16 protein-coding genes are annotated in these 16645 nt (G+C 69.7%); 11 read left to right on the plus strand and 5 right to left on the minus strand.

The window, feature by feature from the left end; translation table 11 throughout:
* Positions 1-42 precede the first annotated feature (42 nt).
* Positions 43-1821, minus strand: coding sequence for a S53 family peptidase (locus tag CACI_RS02070; RefSeq protein WP_012784664.1), 1779 nt, complete (start codon positions 1819-1821; stop codon positions 43-45).
* A gap of 402 nt (positions 1822-2223) precedes the next feature.
* On the opposite strand from CACI_RS02070, the gene CACI_RS02075 reads away from it, so the two are divergent.
* The 3 genes from CACI_RS02075 to CACI_RS02085 all read left to right on the plus strand — a co-directional run bounded on the left by CACI_RS02075 (position 2224) and on the right by CACI_RS02085 (position 5279).
* Positions 2224-3465, plus strand: a complete 1242-nt coding sequence (locus CACI_RS02075; RefSeq protein WP_012784665.1) for a S53 family peptidase — start codon at positions 2224-2226, stop codon at positions 3463-3465.
* A 192-nt stretch (positions 3466-3657) separates the two neighbouring features.
* Positions 3658-4233 carry a SigE family RNA polymerase sigma factor gene (locus CACI_RS02080; RefSeq protein WP_012784666.1) on the plus strand — a complete coding sequence of 192 codons (576 nt, stop codon included), beginning with the start codon at positions 3658-3660 and terminating at the stop codon, positions 4231-4233.
* Positions 4230-5279, plus strand: coding sequence for a hypothetical protein (locus CACI_RS02085; RefSeq protein ID WP_012784667.1), 1050 nt, complete (start codon positions 4230-4232; stop codon positions 5277-5279). The genes CACI_RS02080 and CACI_RS02085 overlap by 4 nt, the downstream gene beginning before the upstream one ends.
* An 80-nt stretch (positions 5280-5359) precedes the next feature.
* On the opposite strand, the gene CACI_RS53410 is transcribed toward CACI_RS02085, so the two are convergent.
* The 4 genes from CACI_RS53410 to CACI_RS02105 form a co-directional block, all read right to left on the minus strand.
* Positions 5360-5938 (minus strand): Rieske (2Fe-2S) protein, encoded by a 579-nt coding sequence (locus CACI_RS53410; RefSeq protein WP_012784668.1) that lies wholly within the window; start codon positions 5936-5938, stop codon positions 5360-5362.
* A 144-nt stretch (positions 5939-6082) separates the two neighbouring features.
* Positions 6083-7885, minus strand: a complete 1803-nt coding sequence (locus tag CACI_RS02095) for a serine/threonine-protein kinase (RefSeq protein ID WP_012784669.1) — start codon at positions 7883-7885, stop codon at positions 6083-6085.
* A 114-nt stretch (positions 7886-7999) separates the two neighbouring features.
* Positions 8000-8737 carry a cytochrome b/b6 domain-containing protein gene (locus tag CACI_RS02100; RefSeq protein ID WP_012784670.1) on the minus strand — a complete coding sequence of 246 codons (738 nt, stop codon included), beginning with the start codon at positions 8735-8737 and terminating at the stop codon, positions 8000-8002.
* Positions 8709-9410, minus strand: coding sequence for a molybdopterin-dependent oxidoreductase (locus CACI_RS02105; protein WP_012784671.1), 702 nt, complete (start codon positions 9408-9410; stop codon positions 8709-8711). The genes CACI_RS02100 and CACI_RS02105 overlap by 29 nt, the downstream gene beginning before the upstream one ends.
* Positions 9411-9724: 314 nt before the next feature.
* Between CACI_RS02105 and CACI_RS02110 the strand changes: the two genes are divergently transcribed.
* The 8 genes from CACI_RS02110 (at position 9725) to CACI_RS02145 (ending at position 16579) form a co-directional block, all read left to right on the plus strand.
* A complete protein-coding gene (locus CACI_RS02110) occupies positions 9725-10597 on the plus strand; it encodes an alpha/beta fold hydrolase (protein WP_012784672.1) in 873 nt (290 codons plus the stop codon).
* A 30-nt stretch (positions 10598-10627) separates the two neighbouring features.
* Positions 10628-11146, plus strand: coding sequence for a pyridoxamine 5'-phosphate oxidase family protein (locus tag CACI_RS02115; protein ID WP_012784673.1), 519 nt, complete (start codon positions 10628-10630; stop codon positions 11144-11146).
* 192 nt (positions 11147-11338) lie between these two features.
* On the plus strand, positions 11339-11743 hold the full coding sequence (locus CACI_RS02120) for a hypothetical protein (protein WP_012784674.1): 405 nt from the start codon (positions 11339-11341) through the stop codon (positions 11741-11743).
* A 53-nt stretch (positions 11744-11796) separates the two neighbouring features.
* Positions 11797-12453, plus strand: a complete 657-nt coding sequence (locus CACI_RS02125) for a class F sortase (protein ID WP_143765119.1) — start codon at positions 11797-11799, stop codon at positions 12451-12453.
* A gap of 40 nt (positions 12454-12493) precedes the next feature.
* A complete protein-coding gene (locus CACI_RS02130) occupies positions 12494-13006 on the plus strand; it encodes an RNA polymerase sigma factor (RefSeq protein ID WP_012784676.1) in 513 nt (170 codons plus the stop codon).
* On the plus strand, positions 12990-13694 hold the full coding sequence (locus CACI_RS47415) for a hypothetical protein (RefSeq protein WP_012784677.1): 705 nt from the start codon (positions 12990-12992) through the stop codon (positions 13692-13694). Before CACI_RS02130 ends, CACI_RS47415 begins: the two co-directional genes overlap by 17 nt.
* 141 nt (positions 13695-13835) lie before the next feature.
* Positions 13836-14897 carry a 3D domain-containing protein gene (locus CACI_RS53805; protein ID WP_012784678.1) on the plus strand — a complete coding sequence of 354 codons (1062 nt, stop codon included), beginning with the start codon at positions 13836-13838 and terminating at the stop codon, positions 14895-14897.
* Positions 14891-16579, plus strand: a complete 1689-nt coding sequence (locus CACI_RS02145; protein WP_012784679.1) for a cellulose binding domain-containing protein — start codon at positions 14891-14893, stop codon at positions 16577-16579. Before CACI_RS53805 ends, CACI_RS02145 begins: the two co-directional genes overlap by 7 nt.
* Positions 16580-16645 lie beyond the last annotated feature (66 nt).

Genomic DNA, 16645 nt, shown 5'->3' on the forward strand with positions numbered 1-16645 from the left:
ATCGGTGAGATCAGTTCGGTGGCATCAAAAGCTCGCGGAGAATCAGAAGCCGTACACCTGGTATCCAAACGTCGTGGAGCCCGAGCCGCCGCCCGAGTCCGTGGCCTTGACGGTCACCTGGTAGGTGCCCGCCCTCGTGGGGGTTCCGGAGATGACGCCGGAGGCGCTGATCCCCAGACCCGGAGGCAGACCCGTGGCGCTGAACGTCAGCGCCAGGTTCTTGCTGTCCGAGGCCCGGATCTGCAGCGGCTGGGACTGGTAGCCGACGAACCACAGCTGGGTGCCCGGGTTCGACACGGTGACGGTTCCGCCCCCGCCGGTCCCGTTGACGGTGAGCGAGTACGCCGCGGTGTGCGTGGTGCTGCCGGCGGTCCCGGTGACCGTCACCGAGTACGTCCCGGCCGGCGTGGACGCCGAGGTGGCGATGGTCATCGTCGAGCTGCTGCCCGCGGTGACCGAGGCGGGGTTGAAGCTCGCGGAGGCGCCGGAGGGCAGACCCGAGGCGGACAGCTGCACCGTCACCGCCGAGCCGGAGGCGACCTTGGTTCCGACCGTGCTCGTCGCCGACGAGCCGGGGTTCACCGAACCGGAAGCCGGGCTCACCGACACCGAGAAGTCGTTGGCCGGCGGCGGCGGAGTGGTGCCCGAGGCGAAGCCGGAGACGCCGTTCGGCGTGCCGACGCCGGTCGGGCCGTCCCAGCCGGTCCCGGCGTTGCAGATCACCGTGCCGCAGGAGCCGTTGCTGCCGCTGGTGACGTCGTTGAACTTCGCCTCGTTGGCGTACAGGTAGGACACGCCGCTGTCGCCGGACGCCGGGGCGCCGGCTTGGGCCCACATCGCCGAGATCAGCGGAGTCGCCAGCGAGGTGCCGCCGTACTCCTCCCATCCGGACTGGCCGTAGCTGTCATAGATCGCCAGGCCCGTGTTCGGGTTGGCGTCGGCCGAGACGTCGGCGCTGGCCCGCTTGGCGCAGTTGGTCGTGACGTTCTGCTGGTAGGAGGGTTTGGCGAACAGCGAGGAGCAGCCCGAACCGCCCTTGTTCCACACCGATTCGGACCAGCCGCGCGAGTTCGAGGCCTGACTCAGCGACGTGCCGCCGACCGCCACCACGCTCGGGAAGGTGGCCGGGAACTGCGCGCTGGAGCCGGACTGCGTGCCGTTGTCGCCGGTCGCCGCCGCGATCATCACGCCGGGGTGGTTGTAGTGCGCGTCCATGCCGGTGGTGAAGTCGCTCTCGGCGTCGGAGTAGCTGTTGGACACGAACTTCGCGCCGAGCCGCACCGCTTCGTCGACAGCCGCGCCCAAATCGTTGTCGTCGTTGGTGGTCGCCTCGACCAGCAGGATGTGGCAGCCGGGACACGCCGCGCTCACCGCGTCCAGGTCCAGCGTGATCTCCGCGCCCCATCCGGAGTCGCCGCTGGGGTAGGTGGTGCCGCCGTTCTGGTCCACCTTCGAGAAGCAGCCGTTCGCCGTCGTGCACGCCGACAGTCCCCACTGCGAGCGGTAGGTCCGCAGGTCGCTCTCGGCGTTGGGGTCGTCGTAGGCGTCCACGATGGCGACCGTCTGGCCGCTGCCGGGGTTGGTACCCAGGTTGTAGGCGGACTGGATGTCGCTGGGTCCAAAGCCCGTGGGAGCCGCCGGACGTGCCCCGCTGGGCACCAGCTGGACCGCGTTGCAGTGTGCGTGCCCGGCTGGGGCGCTGGCACAGCTCGCGGGGACGATCTGGGGACTCACCGCCGCTTCGGCAGGCTGCACCATCGCCATCGCGGCGACGGTGGACAAGGCCGACGTGATCACGCCGGCCAGGAGTATCCGCCTCATGTGTTCTCCTCTCGTGCCCCGCCGGCTGCGTCGTCCGCAGCGTGGTTTCGGGGATCGAGGGGAGTGTGGTGAACGACGGGGAGGCGCCGATAGGCCGCTTCACAGTGGCTCTCGCGGACGGTTTCAAATCCTTGAATTGAGCTTGAAAACGTTCGGTATCCGAGACAACGGCCGCTGTCGGTCACTGAGCGTCTCGGCATCTTCACGGTCATGGATAGGTAAAGTCTTGCCACTGCCCTTGTCTGCGTCCTGACCTGTAACTAGTTTCGATCACGCTGCCACCGCGGGGCGGCGCCACCTCGACCTTCTCGTCCTCGTTCGGACTGGGCCCCACCTTTGTCCCCAGCCGATCGCGCATGCGCACGGGGAGCCCCCACACCCCTCGATCAGGAGGCAGTAGCTTTGCGTACCAACCTGCGCCCGGCCCACCGTCGTGCCGCGATATCCCTGGCCGCGGCAGCGGTTCTGGGTATCACCGCCGCAGCCGTGGCCACCTCCGCCAACGCCGCCGGAGCCCCCGCCGCCAAGTCCGCCGGACCCGCGTGGTCCCGGGCCTGCGACGCCCCCGCGCCCGGCATGGCCGCTTGCGACGCGCTGCACGTCACCAACGTTCCGGAGCACATCCGGGCACTCGGCGTGACCCCGAACGCCACCCCCTCCGGCTTCGGTCCCGCCGACCTGCGCTCGGCCTACAAGCTGCCCGCCAACGGCGGCGCCGGCCAGACCGTCGCGATCGTGGACGCCTACAACGACCCGAACGCCGCCGCGGACATGGCCACCTACCGCAGCCAGTTCGGCCTGCCGGCGTGCACCGTGGCCTCCGGCTGCTTCAAGCAGGTCAGCCAGACCGGCACCAGCACCCTGCCGGCGAACAACACCGGCTGGGCCGGGGAGATCTCGCTGGACCTGGACATGGTCTCGGCGGTCGCGCCCAACGCGCACATCATCCTGGTCGAGGCCAAGACCGCCTCGATGGCCAACCTCGGCACCGCGGTCAACGAGGCGGTGAAACTCGGCGCGAAGTTCGTCTCCAACAGCTACGGCGGCGGCGAGTCCAGCGCCGACACCGGCTATGACACCAAGTACTTCCAGCACTCCGGCGTCGCCATCACCGCCTCCTCCGGCGACGGCGGCTACGGCGTGGAGTACCCGGCGGCCTCGCCCTACGTCACCGCCGTCGGCGGCACCGCGCTGAAGAAGGACAGCTCGGCGCGCGGCTGGAGCGAGTCGGTGTGGTCCACCAACTCCACCGAGGGCGCCGGCTCCGGCTGCTCGGCGTACGAGCCGAAGCCCACCTGGCAGAAGGACACCGGCTGCAGCAAGCGCACCGTCGCGGACGTCTCCGCGGTCGCCGACCCGGCCACCGGCGTCGCGGTCTACCAGACCTACGGTGGCAGCGGCTGGGCAGTCTACGGCGGCACCTCCGTCGCCTCCCCGCTGATCGCCGCCGTCTACGCCGACGCCGGCACCCCGAAGGCGTCCGTCCCGGCCGCGAACATCTACAGCCACACCTCCGCGCTGAACGACGTCACCACCGGCAAGACGGCGACCTGCACGCCGAAGTACCTGTGCACCGCCGGCACCGGCTTCGACGGCCCGACCGGCTGGGGCACGCCGAACGGCCTGGCCGCCTTCACCGGCTGAGTACCGCCGCGCGGCCGGGCGTCAGGGGCGCCCGGCCGCGCGGTTGAGGAGATGGTTCGTGGTGGTGCGGCTTTGCCGCGCCGCCACGAACTGCTTTTTCGGGTGTAGCCGTAAGGCGGCGCGCCGTGCAACCCATCCCGACGCGGCTCCCTCATACCCTCTCGACAGCAAGACACGGGAAGGGGAGATCGTGTGCCGGAGTTCACCGAGTTCGCGCAGGCGCGCCAAGCGCACATGCGGCGGATGGCGTTCCTGTTGTGCGGGAACTGGCATGACGCGCAGGACGTCACCCAGATCGCGCTGATGAACCTGTGCCGGGCGTGGAGCCGGGCGCGGCGGGCGGACTCCATCGACGCCTACGCGCATCGCGTCGTCGTCCGCGCCTATCTTAGTCAGCGCAAGAAGGTGCTGCGGCAGCAGGCACGCGCTGTGGAGTACGCGCGCGCCTCCGAGCGTGTGCCGGGTTCGGCTGAGGAGTCGGGGGAGCCCGAGCTGCGGATGGCGCTGCTCGCCGCGCTGGCCCAGCTTCCGCCGCGCGGGCGGGCGGTCGTGGTTCTCCGGTTCTGGGAGGACCTGAGCATCGAGGCGACCGCTGAGGCGCTCGGGTGCTCGACCGGGAATGTGAAGAGCCAGGCCTCGCGGTCGTTGGCCAAGCTGCGGGAGATCCTCGGCGACTCGCTGTTCGACGAGGGCGACGGGGGCGGGCCTCGTCGCGCGCATGTGCACGCCGGGGTGCGTCCGGTGTGGGAAGTGGATGGCCGAGCATGACTGAGAACCCCGGGCGTCTTCGAGCCCTGCTGGACGACACCCTGACCGACGAGCCGCCGTTGCTCGACCTGGTCCCCGACGCCGTCACCGCAGCCGAACAGGGCCGGCGGCGCGGACGGATGATGGCCGGCGGCGCCGCGGTGGCGGTGTTGGCGGTGAGCGTCGGCGCCTACGCAGTGGCCGATCACGGCCGCAGCGGTACCAACGGATCCCCTATCGTGTCGCCGGGCATCAGTCGGAGCTCGACGTCGGCCGCCCCGCCTGTGCGGTTGTCGCACAAGAGCACCCTCGGCATCCCCGGTCTGTTCGACCACCCCGGCACGCCGCAACAGGAGTGCGCGAAGGTGAACGGACCGGTCATGGACTCCAAGGCGCAGCTGTCCTCGCCGGCGGAGCGGAACTACTGCATCCAATCCCTGCAAACGATCCGCGCTCTGCTGCCCGACGCCGTCGTGGTCTTGAACCCCTTCGTCGACTTCAACCAGCCGGCCTGGAGCGCACCGCTGGTCCAGACACCCGACGGCGGCACGGCTCCCGGCTTCACGCAGGCGTATCAGCAGAGCGCCAAGAACTCGGCGAAGACGGTCTACCTCGCTGGGACCTTCGCCTTCCGCACTGCGAACGGCGAGGGCTCGATCATCTACACCACCACATCACCGGGGGTGAAGGCCAAGCCGCAGGGCGGTGACCTGCCGCTGGACGACGGGACTTCTGGGCGTATCGCGCACGAGGACTCCGGCAGCATCGACGTGACCGGGGTGACCGCCGACGGCGTCTGGTACCGCTTGGAGATCAGCGGCGTCGGTCCGGTGTACGGTGCGGACGGTTCGACGCTCGAGCCCAACCTCCACACCGACGGCCAAGGCCATTCGGTCTTCCCGGACGGCTACGTCGCTGCCGGCGATTCCGCGTTGCACATGCACATCCCGAACCCCTACACCGTGACCGAAGTCCGTCAGAAGATCGTGGACATGGGCCTGGGGAACGTGATCCACACCATGGGTGTGGACCCGCTGTCCGACTATCCCGCGCCGCCCGCCGGCTAGTGCCGCGGTCGCGGTCGCGGCCGAATGAAAGTCCTGCTACCCCCCACCGGAGTAGCAGGACGTCTTCGGATCCGCGGCCGTCAGGCCTGCGTGATCTCCCCGCCGGACACCTTGATCGCGATCTCGGCGAGCGCCGTGGGCGCCGGGCCGTTGGCCACCGAGCCGTCGGCGATGTGGTACGCGCTGCCGTGGCAGGGGCAGACGATCAGGCCGTTGGCGACCGAGCCGACCACGCACCCCTGGTGGGTGCAGACCGCGGTGAAGGCCTTGAAGGTGCCGGCGGTCGGCTGGGTCAGGACGATCTTCTGGTCGGTGAGGACGGTGCCGCCGCCGACCGGGACGGCCGAGGTGGCTGCGAGGGCCCCGGCCGCGCCGGAGGACCCGGAGGACGAAGCGGAGGACGAAGCGGTCCCGGTGCTGGAACCCGCGGCGGAGGAGGAACTGCTGCTGTCGGCCGCCGAGGTGCTCCCGGCGGCGGCGGACGTCGAAGGGCTCGTCGAGGCGCTGCTGCTTTTCGAGGACGAGCAGCCCGCGCACACGGCGCCGGCCGCCACCGCGATGCCGAGCAGGGCCGTCCGGCGGCTGGTGCCCTCAGGGTGCCCGAGGCAGGCGTGCTTGTCCGTGGTCTGGGTGGCGGCGGCGAGGTCAACGGTGGTCATCGTGGGGTCCGTCTCCTGTGTCTGAGGCCTTGGTGTGCGGCGTTGGCAAGTGCTGTACCCAACGGTCCCCGACGCGGATCGGTTCAACGGCTCACCGAGCCGGTCGTACTTTCTCGGGTCGCCGTCTCCAGCTGGCTGAGGCGGCTACTTGAGACAGGTGATGCTTACCGGCGCGCTGTTCGATGTGCCACTGCTCGAAGCGGTCGTCCAGGTCACGAAGACGACGCTGCCCTTCGGAGTTCCGTTGGAGGTCTCTCTGATCCCGAATCCTTGTGAGCTGTTCGACTTGAGTGTGACCGGTCCTTCAGGGACGAGGCGACCGCTCGCGAGATGCCAGGTGTAGTTGACGACCACGGTGCCGCCCGGCGCGTTACCCACTGCGAATGTCACGTTGTAGCTGGCGACGCACTGCCCGGGCGGATCGCTCACTACTGACACCGTCGCACCGATCGACACCTGCGGCGACGATGAAGTACTCGTCGAGGGCGTGCTCGGCGAGGACGACGGACTGCTCGTCGACGGCGTGCTCGGCAGCGACACCGAACTCGGCGATGTCGAGGGCTTGGAGGACGGCTTCGTCGAGGGCGACGATGAGCTCGACCGGGAGCTGGAACTCGAGCTCGAGCTGGAGCCCGACGAGCTCGAACTAGAACCCGAACTCGAACTCGAACCCGAACCCGAACTAGAACTCGACACCGCGACCGTCGGCGCGGAGCCTGCGTCGTTGCTCGTCGGCGTGCCGGTCGGGCCGTCGGGGGTCGGCGTGAACACCGACGATGTCGAGCTCGGCGGGCTGGCCTTCTTCGCGGGCTTGCCGTTGCCGGCGACGGCCACCGCGGCGATCGCGAGGACGACCGCCGCCACGCCGGCGACGATGGCCGCCGTCTTCACCTTGTCCGGCAGGCGGCTGCGATGTGAGCCGTGGCCGTCGTCCCAGTCGTCATCCTCGGGACCGGAGGCGTGCGGTGCGTCCAGGTCGCCGGGCTCGCCCGGATCGGCGGGACCGTTCGGGCCGATTCCCAGCGTCTCCAGTGCGCCCCCGCCGCCGGCCGCGCCGCCTGGGACGAAGAACCCGAACAGCGGCCACAGCGCGACGATGTCCTGCCGGCCGCGCTCCTCCCAGTCCACGCCGTAGGCGTCGGTCGCGGCGCGCTCGACTTCGGCGACGAACGCCCACACGTCCTGCGGCCGCTCGGCGGGGTCCTTCGCCAAGCCGTGCGCGACCAGCGGCTGCACGCCTTCGGGCACGTCGTCCAGCGGGATCGGCGCGGTGCGGTGCTTCTCCTCGAGTTCGTAGACGGTGTCCGCGGAGAAGGGGACCTTGCCGGTCAGGCACTCGAAGAACGACGCGGTCACCGCGTAGATGTCCGTCACCGGCTGGGCCGGTGCGCCGTCCCACTGCTCCGGCGCCATGTACGCCGGTGTGCCGGTGCCGCCGGGCATGGTGGCGTCCGGGTCGATCTCGCTGACCGGCTCGGCGCGCTCGGCGACGCCGAAGTCCGCCAGCTTGCTGATTCCGTAGGCGTTGAGGAGCACGTTCGACGGCTTGTAGTCGCGGTGCACGATGCCCATCTGGTGCGCGGCGCCCAGGCCCAGCAGCGAGCCGCGCATCACCGACAGCGCCGCCTCCGGCGCCATGCGGCCGTTCTCGTGCAGCATGCGGTGCAGGGTCGGCCCGGAGACCAACTCCATCACCATCGCCGAGCCCTCGTCCGACTCCGCGTATTCGAAGAGCTGGACCACGTTCGGATGCCGGATCTCGGCCAGCAGCGCCGCCTCCTCGCGGAAGCGCTCGATGAAGTCCGGGTTGTTCACGAACCGCGGACTCAGGTATTTAATCGCGACTTCGGTGCCGGTCGCGTCATGGACGGCCGCCACTACCCTGCCGGTCGCGCCGGCGCCTAAGATCCCGGTTTCCGTGTAGCCGGGAACAATCCAGCCAGACAACGCGATTCCCCCTGTTCGCTGCCTTGCAGGCTGCCTATTTACGCGCAGCGTACCAGGGGGAATCGAACATCTCGTCGATGTTCTCGGCTCCGGTTCCCGATCGAGATGTAGGGGTTATACCTGCTGATGCGAACCGTCTGGTTCGTCTTTCGCGAGCCACTCGGAATGATTGCGCTTAGCCCACACCCGGTCCACGTATCCGGTCCGCATACCCCGTCGTGACTCTGGATCCTGATATGCCTTGCGCATGTGCGCCAGCAGTACGACGGCTATGCCCCAGGCAAGGATGTCGTGCACGAAGATGGAACTCGTCCGGGAGATGCCCGGCAACAGGTGCGTGAACCACATCAGCAGCCCGGTGAACATCATCACCAGTACCGCGCCGGCGATCCAGCCCGCATAGAGCTTCTGCCCGGCGTTGAACTTGCCGGCGGGACGGTCCGGCGGCTCCATCAGACGGCGGCGGACCGCCCGGAGCCAGTGCCGGTCCGCGGGTGCGAAGCGGTTCAGCCTACGCAGGTCGGCGCGGAACGCCGGCGAGAGCAGCCCGAGCAAAACCGGTGCGGGCAGCAGGATTCCGGACCACTCGTGCACAGTGACCATGAGATGCCGCCGGCCCACAGCTTGAGCCAGCGGCCCGATGTACAGGCACGCCGCGGTCGCCACGCACAGCAGCATCAGCACGCCGGTGCCGCGGTGGACCATCCGCTCGGCGACGGTGAAGCGGCGGACTCTGCCCTCGCGCACCCTGCCCTTCTGCACCCCGCCCTCCCGCGCCACTTTGCCGTCCCGCAGCCTGCCGCGCACCCAACTGCGCCGCCGCTCAGGCGTCGAGCCAGCCATCGACGTCATAGCCGCGCTCCTCCCAGTAGCCGGGAACGACCCGGTCCGTGACCGATATGCCGGACAGCCATTTGGCGGACTTGTAGAAGTACATCGGCGCCACATAGAGCCGCACCGGACCGCCGTGATCGTGCGTGATCGGCGCGTCCTGCATCTGCAGGGCGATGAGCACGTCGTCGCGCCGAGCCTGCTCCAGCGTCAGGCTCTCGCTGTAGGCGCCGTCGAAGCAGGTGAAACGCAGGGCTTTGCCATTCCCGGCGACCCCCGCGTCATCCAGCAGATCTGAGAGCCGCACGCCTTCGAACGGCGTCTTCTCCACGCGCCACCCGTCCGTGCACTGCACATCGTGAACGATCCGCGTCTGCGGCAGCGCCCGCAGGTCCGCCAGCGTGTAACTCCGCGCCCGATCGACCAGCCCGCCGATCCGCAACTCGTAGTTGGTCTCATCCTTCCGCGGAACCGAGCCGACGACGCTGTAGTACCGAAACCCGCCCGGATTCGGCAGCAGCCCACTCAGCCCGGTCGGATCATCCTCAGACGCCTTCGCGAGCACCTTCTCCCACCCGGCTTGCAAATACGGCGCCGCAATCAACCCCGCCGCCCCCGCACCAAGCACGCCGAACAACGTCCGACGCGCCAGGGGAGCACCATCAGGCGTGTTCTCCGCTTCAGAATCCGGCATGCCACCCAGACTCCCCGGTACCGAAGCACGATCGCGCCCGTGGCGACCCCTGGTGGCGCGGACCCCGCATCCCTGGTGGCGCCCCGGGCAGCCCTGGCTAGTGCCGAGGGATTCTGGTGACCTGATGGCCCTCGAGCGCCATGCCCGGCCACGTCTCGGCAGCAGCCCGCCAAGGCCGCAGCCGGGTGCGACGGACGTTACCGGTGGTATCGATCTCGCGGAGCTCGTCGCCGGGGCGTCGGTCGCGCGCCAGGAAGTGTGCTGAGGGGTGCTCTGGCTCGTCTGGTTCGCGGTGCTGGGGTAGCTTCCTCCTCATGACCAGTCTTCGCCTTGCAGACGGCCGGAATCTCGAATACCTGGTAGCCGGGCCCGATGGCGGGACGCCGCTCGTCTTTCATCACGGCACGCCGTTCGCGGCGGTGCTGTTCGAGCCGATGGTTGAGGCGGCGACGCGGCACGGGTTGCGCTTCGTCGTTCACAGCCGCCCTGGGTACGCCGACTCCTCGCCGCAGCCGGGCCGCACCATCGCCTCGGTGGCCGAGGACGTCGCGGCGTTGCTGGCGGCGCTGGACGCCGAGCGCTTCCTGACCGTCGGCTGGTCCGGGGGCGGTCCGCATGCCTTGGCCTGCGCGGCGCTGCTGCCGGAGCGGTGTGTGGCGGCGGCGACCGTGGCCGGTGTCGCGCCGTACCGTGCCGAGGGTCTGGACTGGCTGGACGGGATGGGTGCGGAGAACATCGAGGAGTTCGCGGCGGCGGTGTCCGGTGCTGCGCCGTTGACCGAATTCCTGAGTGCGCAGGCGGCTGGGCTTGCGAACGTGCAGGGCGCGGACATCGCCGCGGCGCTGGGTGAACTGATCTCCGAGGTCGACGGCAGGGCGCTGAGCGACGCGTTCGCCGATTTCACGGCGGCGGCGTTCCGGAAGGCGGTGTCCGCCGGCATCGACGGCTGGCACGAGGACGACCTGGCGTTCATCGGCGACTGGGGTTTCGACCTCGCCGCGATCAAGACGCCGGTCTCGGTCTGGCAGGGGGACGAGGACCGCATGGTCCCGTTCGCGCACGGCCGCTGGCTCGCCGGCGCGCTGCCCGGCGCCGCCGCACAGCTGCTGCCGAACGAGGGACACCTGTCGCTCGTGCTCGACCGGTTCGACGACGTCGTCGCCGACCTCGTCAAGAGGCTGCCCTGATTTGTCGGTAGCGTCTGAAATATTTGCTCCATGCTCGAGACCCCTGAAGAACTGGCCGCTCTGCAGACCCTCCTCGACGACAGCGCCGCCGCTGCCGGTCCGCACATGCGCGGCATCTTCACGGACGATCGCCGCCTGAACGCCGCCGAGCTGAGCGCGCGCCTGCAAGGGATGTGTCTCATCGCGGTGGCGACGGTGACCGCCGACGGGCGTCCGCTCACCGGACCGTTCGATGGCTACTTCCTTCACGGCTCGTGGTGGTTCAGCTCCGCGCCCGATTCCGTGCGGATCCGGCACTTGCAGGCGCGTCCGGGGGTGAGCGCGACGTACCTGCCGGGGGAGGAGCTGTCGGTGACGGCGCACGGCCGCGCCGAGCTGTTCGACCTGCACGCGCCGGAGTGCGACGACCTGCGCCAGGCGATGTTGGACTTCTACCTGCCGAAGCAGGGACCGGCCTTCCAGGAGTGGATGGACGGTCTCGAGGGCGGCATCGGCGTGCGCATCGACGCTCGGAAGCTCTTCACGTTCTTTGCCTCCTCGACCGCGTAAGGCGTAAGAGGGCTCCGAGACCGAGGCCGATTCCTTGCCGGATTCCCTCCCCCCGAGTCCTTCCCGGATTCCTTTGCCAACGCTTTACAACCGGCACCCCCTCCCGGTCGTCTCTCCCCGTGATTCCGCACCCAAGGGTCCGCCACGGACCCGCCGCGGACTGACGATGGATCGATCGAGGAGAGAGCCCTCATGCGTACTCGGAGTTTGCTCACCACCCTGGCGTGCGCCGCGGTGATGGTTGGAGCCGGAGCCGAATCGGCGTTCGCCGACGCCACCCCCACCACCCAGCCCTCCGCTGTGCCCACCCGCAGCGCGGCGCCCTCCGTGCCGCCCACGACGGCGCCCACCGCGACCGCGATGCCCAGCGCCGTGCCGAGCGACTCGGCCCGTACCGCCGCCCCGGCCACGCCGCCGCCGACCCTGCCGGGCCGCCAGGTCGGCGCGGTCCCGTCGGGCGCGCCGAACACCGGCGAGCCGGTGGCGGCGTCCAAGGGGCACGGCGAGGCTGAGGCGGTCGGCGCCTCCCTGGCCCTGCTGCTCGCCGGTTCGGGCTCGGTGATGGTCCGCCGCCGCAAGCTCAAGGGCCGGGGCTGATTTTGCGGCGGGCCTGGACGCGCGGATGGCCGGCTGTCATAGCCGCCCTTCTGTTGGCTTCCGGCTGCGCGGCTGGTTCGAGCACGTCTGCCGGCGGATCTGGGAGGAACGCCGGCGGGACCGGGACGAATCCGGCTGCGGCCACGGCCGGTGGGCCGGCGGGCAGCCAGGCGGGCGGTACAGCGGGCACTCCGGCCGGCGGCACGTCGGGAACCTCGTCGGCGGGCAACTCGACGTCCGCCGGCGCGATCGCGCGCTCCGACCCGGTCCGGCTGCAGATCCCCGCCATCGGCGTCGACACCTCGGTGATGGCGCTCGGGCTGGCCGCCGACGGAACCGTCCAGGTCCCGCCGATCGAGAAGGACAGCCCGGCCGGCTGGTACAACGGTTCGCCCACTCCGGGGCAGACCGGACCGTCGGTGATCCTCGGTCATGTGACGGTCGGCAAGTACGGCGACGGCGTGTTCCTGAAGCTGGCGCAACTGAAACCCGGAGCCCACGTCGTGGTCCGGCTGCAGGACGGAGCCTCGGCCGACTTCACCGTGGACAGCGTGCGCACCGTCGCCAAGGCCCAGTTCCCGACCCAGGAGGTCTATGGGAACGTCAACCGGCCGGAACTGCGTCTGATCACGTGTGGGGGAGAGCGGACCAGCGACGGCTACCTTGACAACGTGCTGGTCTTCGCATCCCTGACCGGCACTGCGGGATAGGGCCCGCGGGTCCCATCACGTTCCGAGCACCTGGAGAGAGTTGAGCCGGTCCAAGGATTCCGGAGAGAAGAGTCGGGCGGCGTCCGACTTGTTCACCGATCTCTATCCCGGCCTCGCGGGCTGGTGCCGCCGTCTCGTCGACGACGACGGCACCGCCCACGAGATCGCCTCCGAGGCGTTCACGCGCCTGTGGGGGCACTGGACCTCGGTGCGGGAACCGCGGGGCTTCCTGTACGTGACGGCCGCGAACCTGGTCCGCGACCACTGGCGCAAGATGGACCGCGAACGCCGGGCGATCCGGCAGGTGAGCGCGGAGGTCGAGCGCGCCGCGCACCACGACGGCGCCGACGCGTCCGTCTCGGTGCGGATGCTGGTGCGGTCGCTCCCGGAGCGGCTGCGGACGCCTGTTCTGCTGTACTACTACGCCGATCTTCCGATCCGCGAGATCGCCCAGCTGACCAGGCGCAAAGAAGGAACCGTCAAATCCGATCTACACGCGGCACGGGAACTCCTGCGCGCCGGACTCGGAGGACATCTTGATCACGCTCATTGAGCCCGCGGACGATGACGACGACGCCGTCACCGGCGACCAGGGCGGCGTCGGCGGGGTCGGCGGCGCGCGCGGCAGCGGCGGTGATGGCGACAGCGACAGCGACAGCTTCGGCTACAGCATCGAAGGCGATGACGGCGACGGCGACGAACTGGTCGTGTTGCTGCGCCCCGGAGTCTCGGTGCTCGCACCGCCGGCCGGTGCGTTCCAGCGGATCCGGCGGCGCGCCGCCCGGCGTCGTCTGGCTCGGGCCGCGGCCACGGTCGGCGCGGGTGCGGCGATGGCGGCCGTCGCGGTGACCGTCGCCCTGTGGCCGTCCAACAGCGCGCTCGGTCCGCCGGCGCCGGTGTCGCCGGTGGCTCCGCCGGTCCAGAGGACTTCCATTCCCGACGCGCCTGCGACGACTCCCCTCACCAGCTCGTCGCCGTCGCCGTCACCGTCGTCCTTGCCATCGTCCTCGCCGTCGCCGACTCCCCAGCGTCCCCACGCCGGCCCGTCCGACAGCGCGGCTCCCCCCACGGCTCCCCCGTCAACGGCGGTCCGCACCGCGCCTACGCGAGTCCCCACCACGCGTCCGGCGACCGCCGCGACACCTAGCACTCCTCCGCGCACCGAGGGAAGCGTCACGCCCGAGGGAAGCGCCACACCGGCGGGAAGGGCTACGCCGACGTGCCCTTCGGGATGCGGCTGACCACCACCGTTCTCGTCGCCCTTGTCCGACCCTTGTGACCTGGCAAGGGCTCTGATTCCCTTGACAGGCCTATGGTCTAGTCCAATTATGTGCCCTGCGGCTCCGGAGCCACCCCTGTTCCGACGTCATTGGGAGCACACCATGAGCCTGTTCCCCATCAGGCGACGAATACCCGAGCACGCCCCGAGCCGCCGGCCCGGCCCTCGTCTGCGAGCACTGTTGGGCGCTGTGGCCCTGACGCTCACAGCCTTCGGCGCGGTCGGAGTCGTGGCCGCTCAGCAAGCCAGCGCCGCGGGTACCTCCTCGCTGCCGACCTGCCCGTTCTGGACCAACGTCACCCCGCCGCCGCGGACCGACACCCCGTGGGTGCCGCCGCTACAGACCGCTCAGCCGGTCAACTTCTCCTCGCGGCTGGCCGCCCCCGGCGGCGTCACCGGCACTTTGACCGGCAGCCAGGTCGACATCTCGTTCAACCGCGTCGCCGGCGCGCAGGCCTACCGGGTCTGGCGCAACGGCCAGGCCATCGCATGGGTCTCCGACTGGGGGCAGCCGGCCCTCACCGCGGTCGACAACGCGCCATGTCAGAACGCTTACTACACCTTCGAGGCGATGAGCGACCAAAGCGGCGCCGACTCCTCGCTGGGCCAGATGTCCTCGCCCTACCAGCTGAACTCCGACGGCGCGGTGGTGCCGTGGCAGATCCCGGTCGGCAGCACCGTCACCATGATGGTCACCTCCTACAACGACGGAGGGATGACGGCGTCCGGCTACAACTCGCAGCTCGGAGTGTGCGCGGTCGATCCGCGGGTGATCCCGTGGGGCACGTACTTCACCGTGCCGGGCTACGGGACCTGCTACGCCGCCGACATCGGGACGTGGATCCAGAACGACACCGTCGACGTCTGGTTGCCGGGCTCGCAGGCGAACGGTTGGGGCGTGCAGCATCGCACGGTCACGATCATCGCCAACCCGTTCGGCGGACCGACGCCGCCGCCAAGCAGTTCTCCGTCCAGCTCGCCGACGTCCTCGCCGAGCTCGCCTCCCGGCGGCTGTACCACTGCGGCCTGGAACTCCGCGACGGCCTACACCGGCGGCCAGACCGTCAGCTATGGCGGCCACACCTGGACGGCCAAGTGGTGGACCCAGGGTGACGTCCCCGGCGCCAACTCCCAGAACGTCTGGACGGACGACGGACCATGCTGAGGGCTCTCCGAGCAAGCCTGATCGCTGCTGGCGCCGGCGCTCTGCTGGTCAGCGGCCTGACAATCGCCTCCCCGACAGCTTCGGCCGCCACGACCCCAACCCCGACCGCCACCGCGCCCACCACCCCGACCGCCACCGCGCCCACCACCCCGACCCCGTTGCCCACCGCCGTCTACAGCAAGACCTCCGACTGGGGCAGCGGCTTCCAGGCGCAGTACGTGATCACCAACCCGATGTCCGTCCCGCTGAACACCTGGTCGCTCCAGTTCAGCCTGCCGTCCACCGAGAAGATCACCAGCATGTGGGGCGGGACCGACACCGCGAGCGGTACCACGCACACCGTCCTCGCGCAGTCCTACGACACCACGATCGCGGCCGGCGCGTCGATCACCATCGGTTTCGACGGCAGCTACTCGGGGACGTACGCGGACCCGTCCGCCTGCAAGCTCAACTCAGACCCCTGTGACGGCAGCGCGGACGCCCAAGCCCCGACCGCGCCGACGGCACTGACCACGCTGAGCACCACCTCGAGCGCCGCGTCGCTGTCCTGGACCGGCTCCGCCGACAACGTCACGGTCGCCGGGTACAACGTGTATTCGGGTTCGACGATGGTCGCCACGTCCCCGGGCACGGCGGCGACCGTCACCGGTCTGGCGCCCTCGACGTCCTACTCGTTCACCGTCCGCGCCGTCGACGAAGCCGGGAACCTGTCGGCGCCGAGCGCAGCGGTCAGCGCCACGACGCTGGCAAGCACCGGCGGCGGACACCTGCCCGGCGTCGCCGCGCCTTTCGTCGACATCGGCGCCTGGCCCACCCCGAACCTGACCCAGATCGCCGAGACGACAGGCCTGCGCCAGTTCTCCCTCGGCTTCATCGTCAACGGCACGGCCACCTGCACCCCGAGCTGGTTCAACGCCTACGCCATGTCCGCCGGCTTCGAGCAGTCGGACATCGCCACCCTGCGCGCGATCGGCGGCGACGTGAAGCCGTCCTTCGGCGGCGAGGCGGGCACCGAACTGGCGCAGTCGTGCACCGACGTCCCGTCCCTGACAGCCGCCTACCAATCGGCCATCACCGCCTACAACCTCACCCAGATCGACTTCGACATCGAGGGCTCCGCAGTCGCCGACCCCGCCTCCATCGACCGCCGCTCCCAAGCCATAGCCGCCCTGCAGAAGAACGCAGCCGCAGCCGGCAAGCCCCTCACCGTCACCCTGACCCTCCCGATCCTCCCCTCCGGCCTCACCACCGACGGCCTCTACGTAGTCCAGTCAGCAGTGAAGTACGGCGCCAAGATCACCACAGTCAACGGCATGGCCATGGACTTCGGCGACATAGAAGCCCCCAACCCCAGCGGCAAGATGGGCACCTACGCCATCGACACAGCCCAATCACTCCACACCCAACTGACGCCCCTCTACCCAGCCCTCACCGCAACCCAGCTGTGGAACATGATCGGCGTCACCCCCATGATCGGCCAGAACGACAACTCCTCCGAAGTCTTCTACCAAACCGACATGCACCAACTCCTCACCTTCGCCCAACAACAACACCTCGGCGAACTAGCCTTCTGGGACGTCACCCGCGACGCCAACGCCTGCACCGGCTCCCTGTCAAAGTGCACGGACATCCCACAGACCCCCTACGAGTTCTCCAAGATGATCGCGCCCTATCAAGGCTGAACTGAGCGATGGAGCACGCTTGCGGGCGGGCGGTGCGTGTCGGCCTTCGCCGTACGCACCACCCGC

The organism is Catenulispora acidiphila DSM 44928, from assembly GCF_000024025.1.
GTDB classification, from domain to species: Bacteria; Actinomycetota; Actinomycetes; order Streptomycetales; family Catenulisporaceae; genus Catenulispora; species Catenulispora acidiphila.

Excerpts from the sequence above, each read along its gene's own strand:
- CACI_RS02070 (WP_012784664.1), bottom strand. The coding sequence starts at position 1,821 with ATGAGGCGGATACTCCTGGCCGGCGTGATCACGTCGGCCTTGTCCACC.
- CACI_RS02085 (WP_012784667.1), top strand. The coding sequence starts at position 4,230 with ATGACTGAGAACCCCGGGCGTCTTCGAGCCCTGCTGGACGACACCCTG.
- CACI_RS53410 (WP_012784668.1), bottom strand. The coding sequence starts at position 5,938 with ATGACCACCGTTGACCTCGCCGCCGCCACCCAGACCACGGACAAGCAC.
- CACI_RS02100 (WP_012784670.1), bottom strand. The coding sequence starts at position 8,737 with ATGACGTCGATGGCTGGCTCGACGCCTGAGCGGCGGCGCAGTTGGGTG.
- CACI_RS02105 (WP_012784671.1), bottom strand. The coding sequence starts at position 9,410 with ATGCCGGATTCTGAAGCGGAGAACACGCCTGATGGTGCTCCCCTGGCG.
- CACI_RS02110 (WP_012784672.1), top strand. The coding sequence starts at position 9,725 with ATGACCAGTCTTCGCCTTGCAGACGGCCGGAATCTCGAATACCTGGTA.
- CACI_RS02115 (WP_012784673.1), top strand. The coding sequence starts at position 10,628 with ATGCTCGAGACCCCTGAAGAACTGGCCGCTCTGCAGACCCTCCTCGAC.
- CACI_RS02120 (WP_012784674.1), top strand. The coding sequence starts at position 11,339 with ATGCGTACTCGGAGTTTGCTCACCACCCTGGCGTGCGCCGCGGTGATG.
- CACI_RS53805 (WP_012784678.1), top strand. The coding sequence starts at position 13,836 with ATGAGCCTGTTCCCCATCAGGCGACGAATACCCGAGCACGCCCCGAGC.
- CACI_RS02145 (WP_012784679.1), top strand. The coding sequence starts at position 14,891 with ATGCTGAGGGCTCTCCGAGCAAGCCTGATCGCTGCTGGCGCCGGCGCT.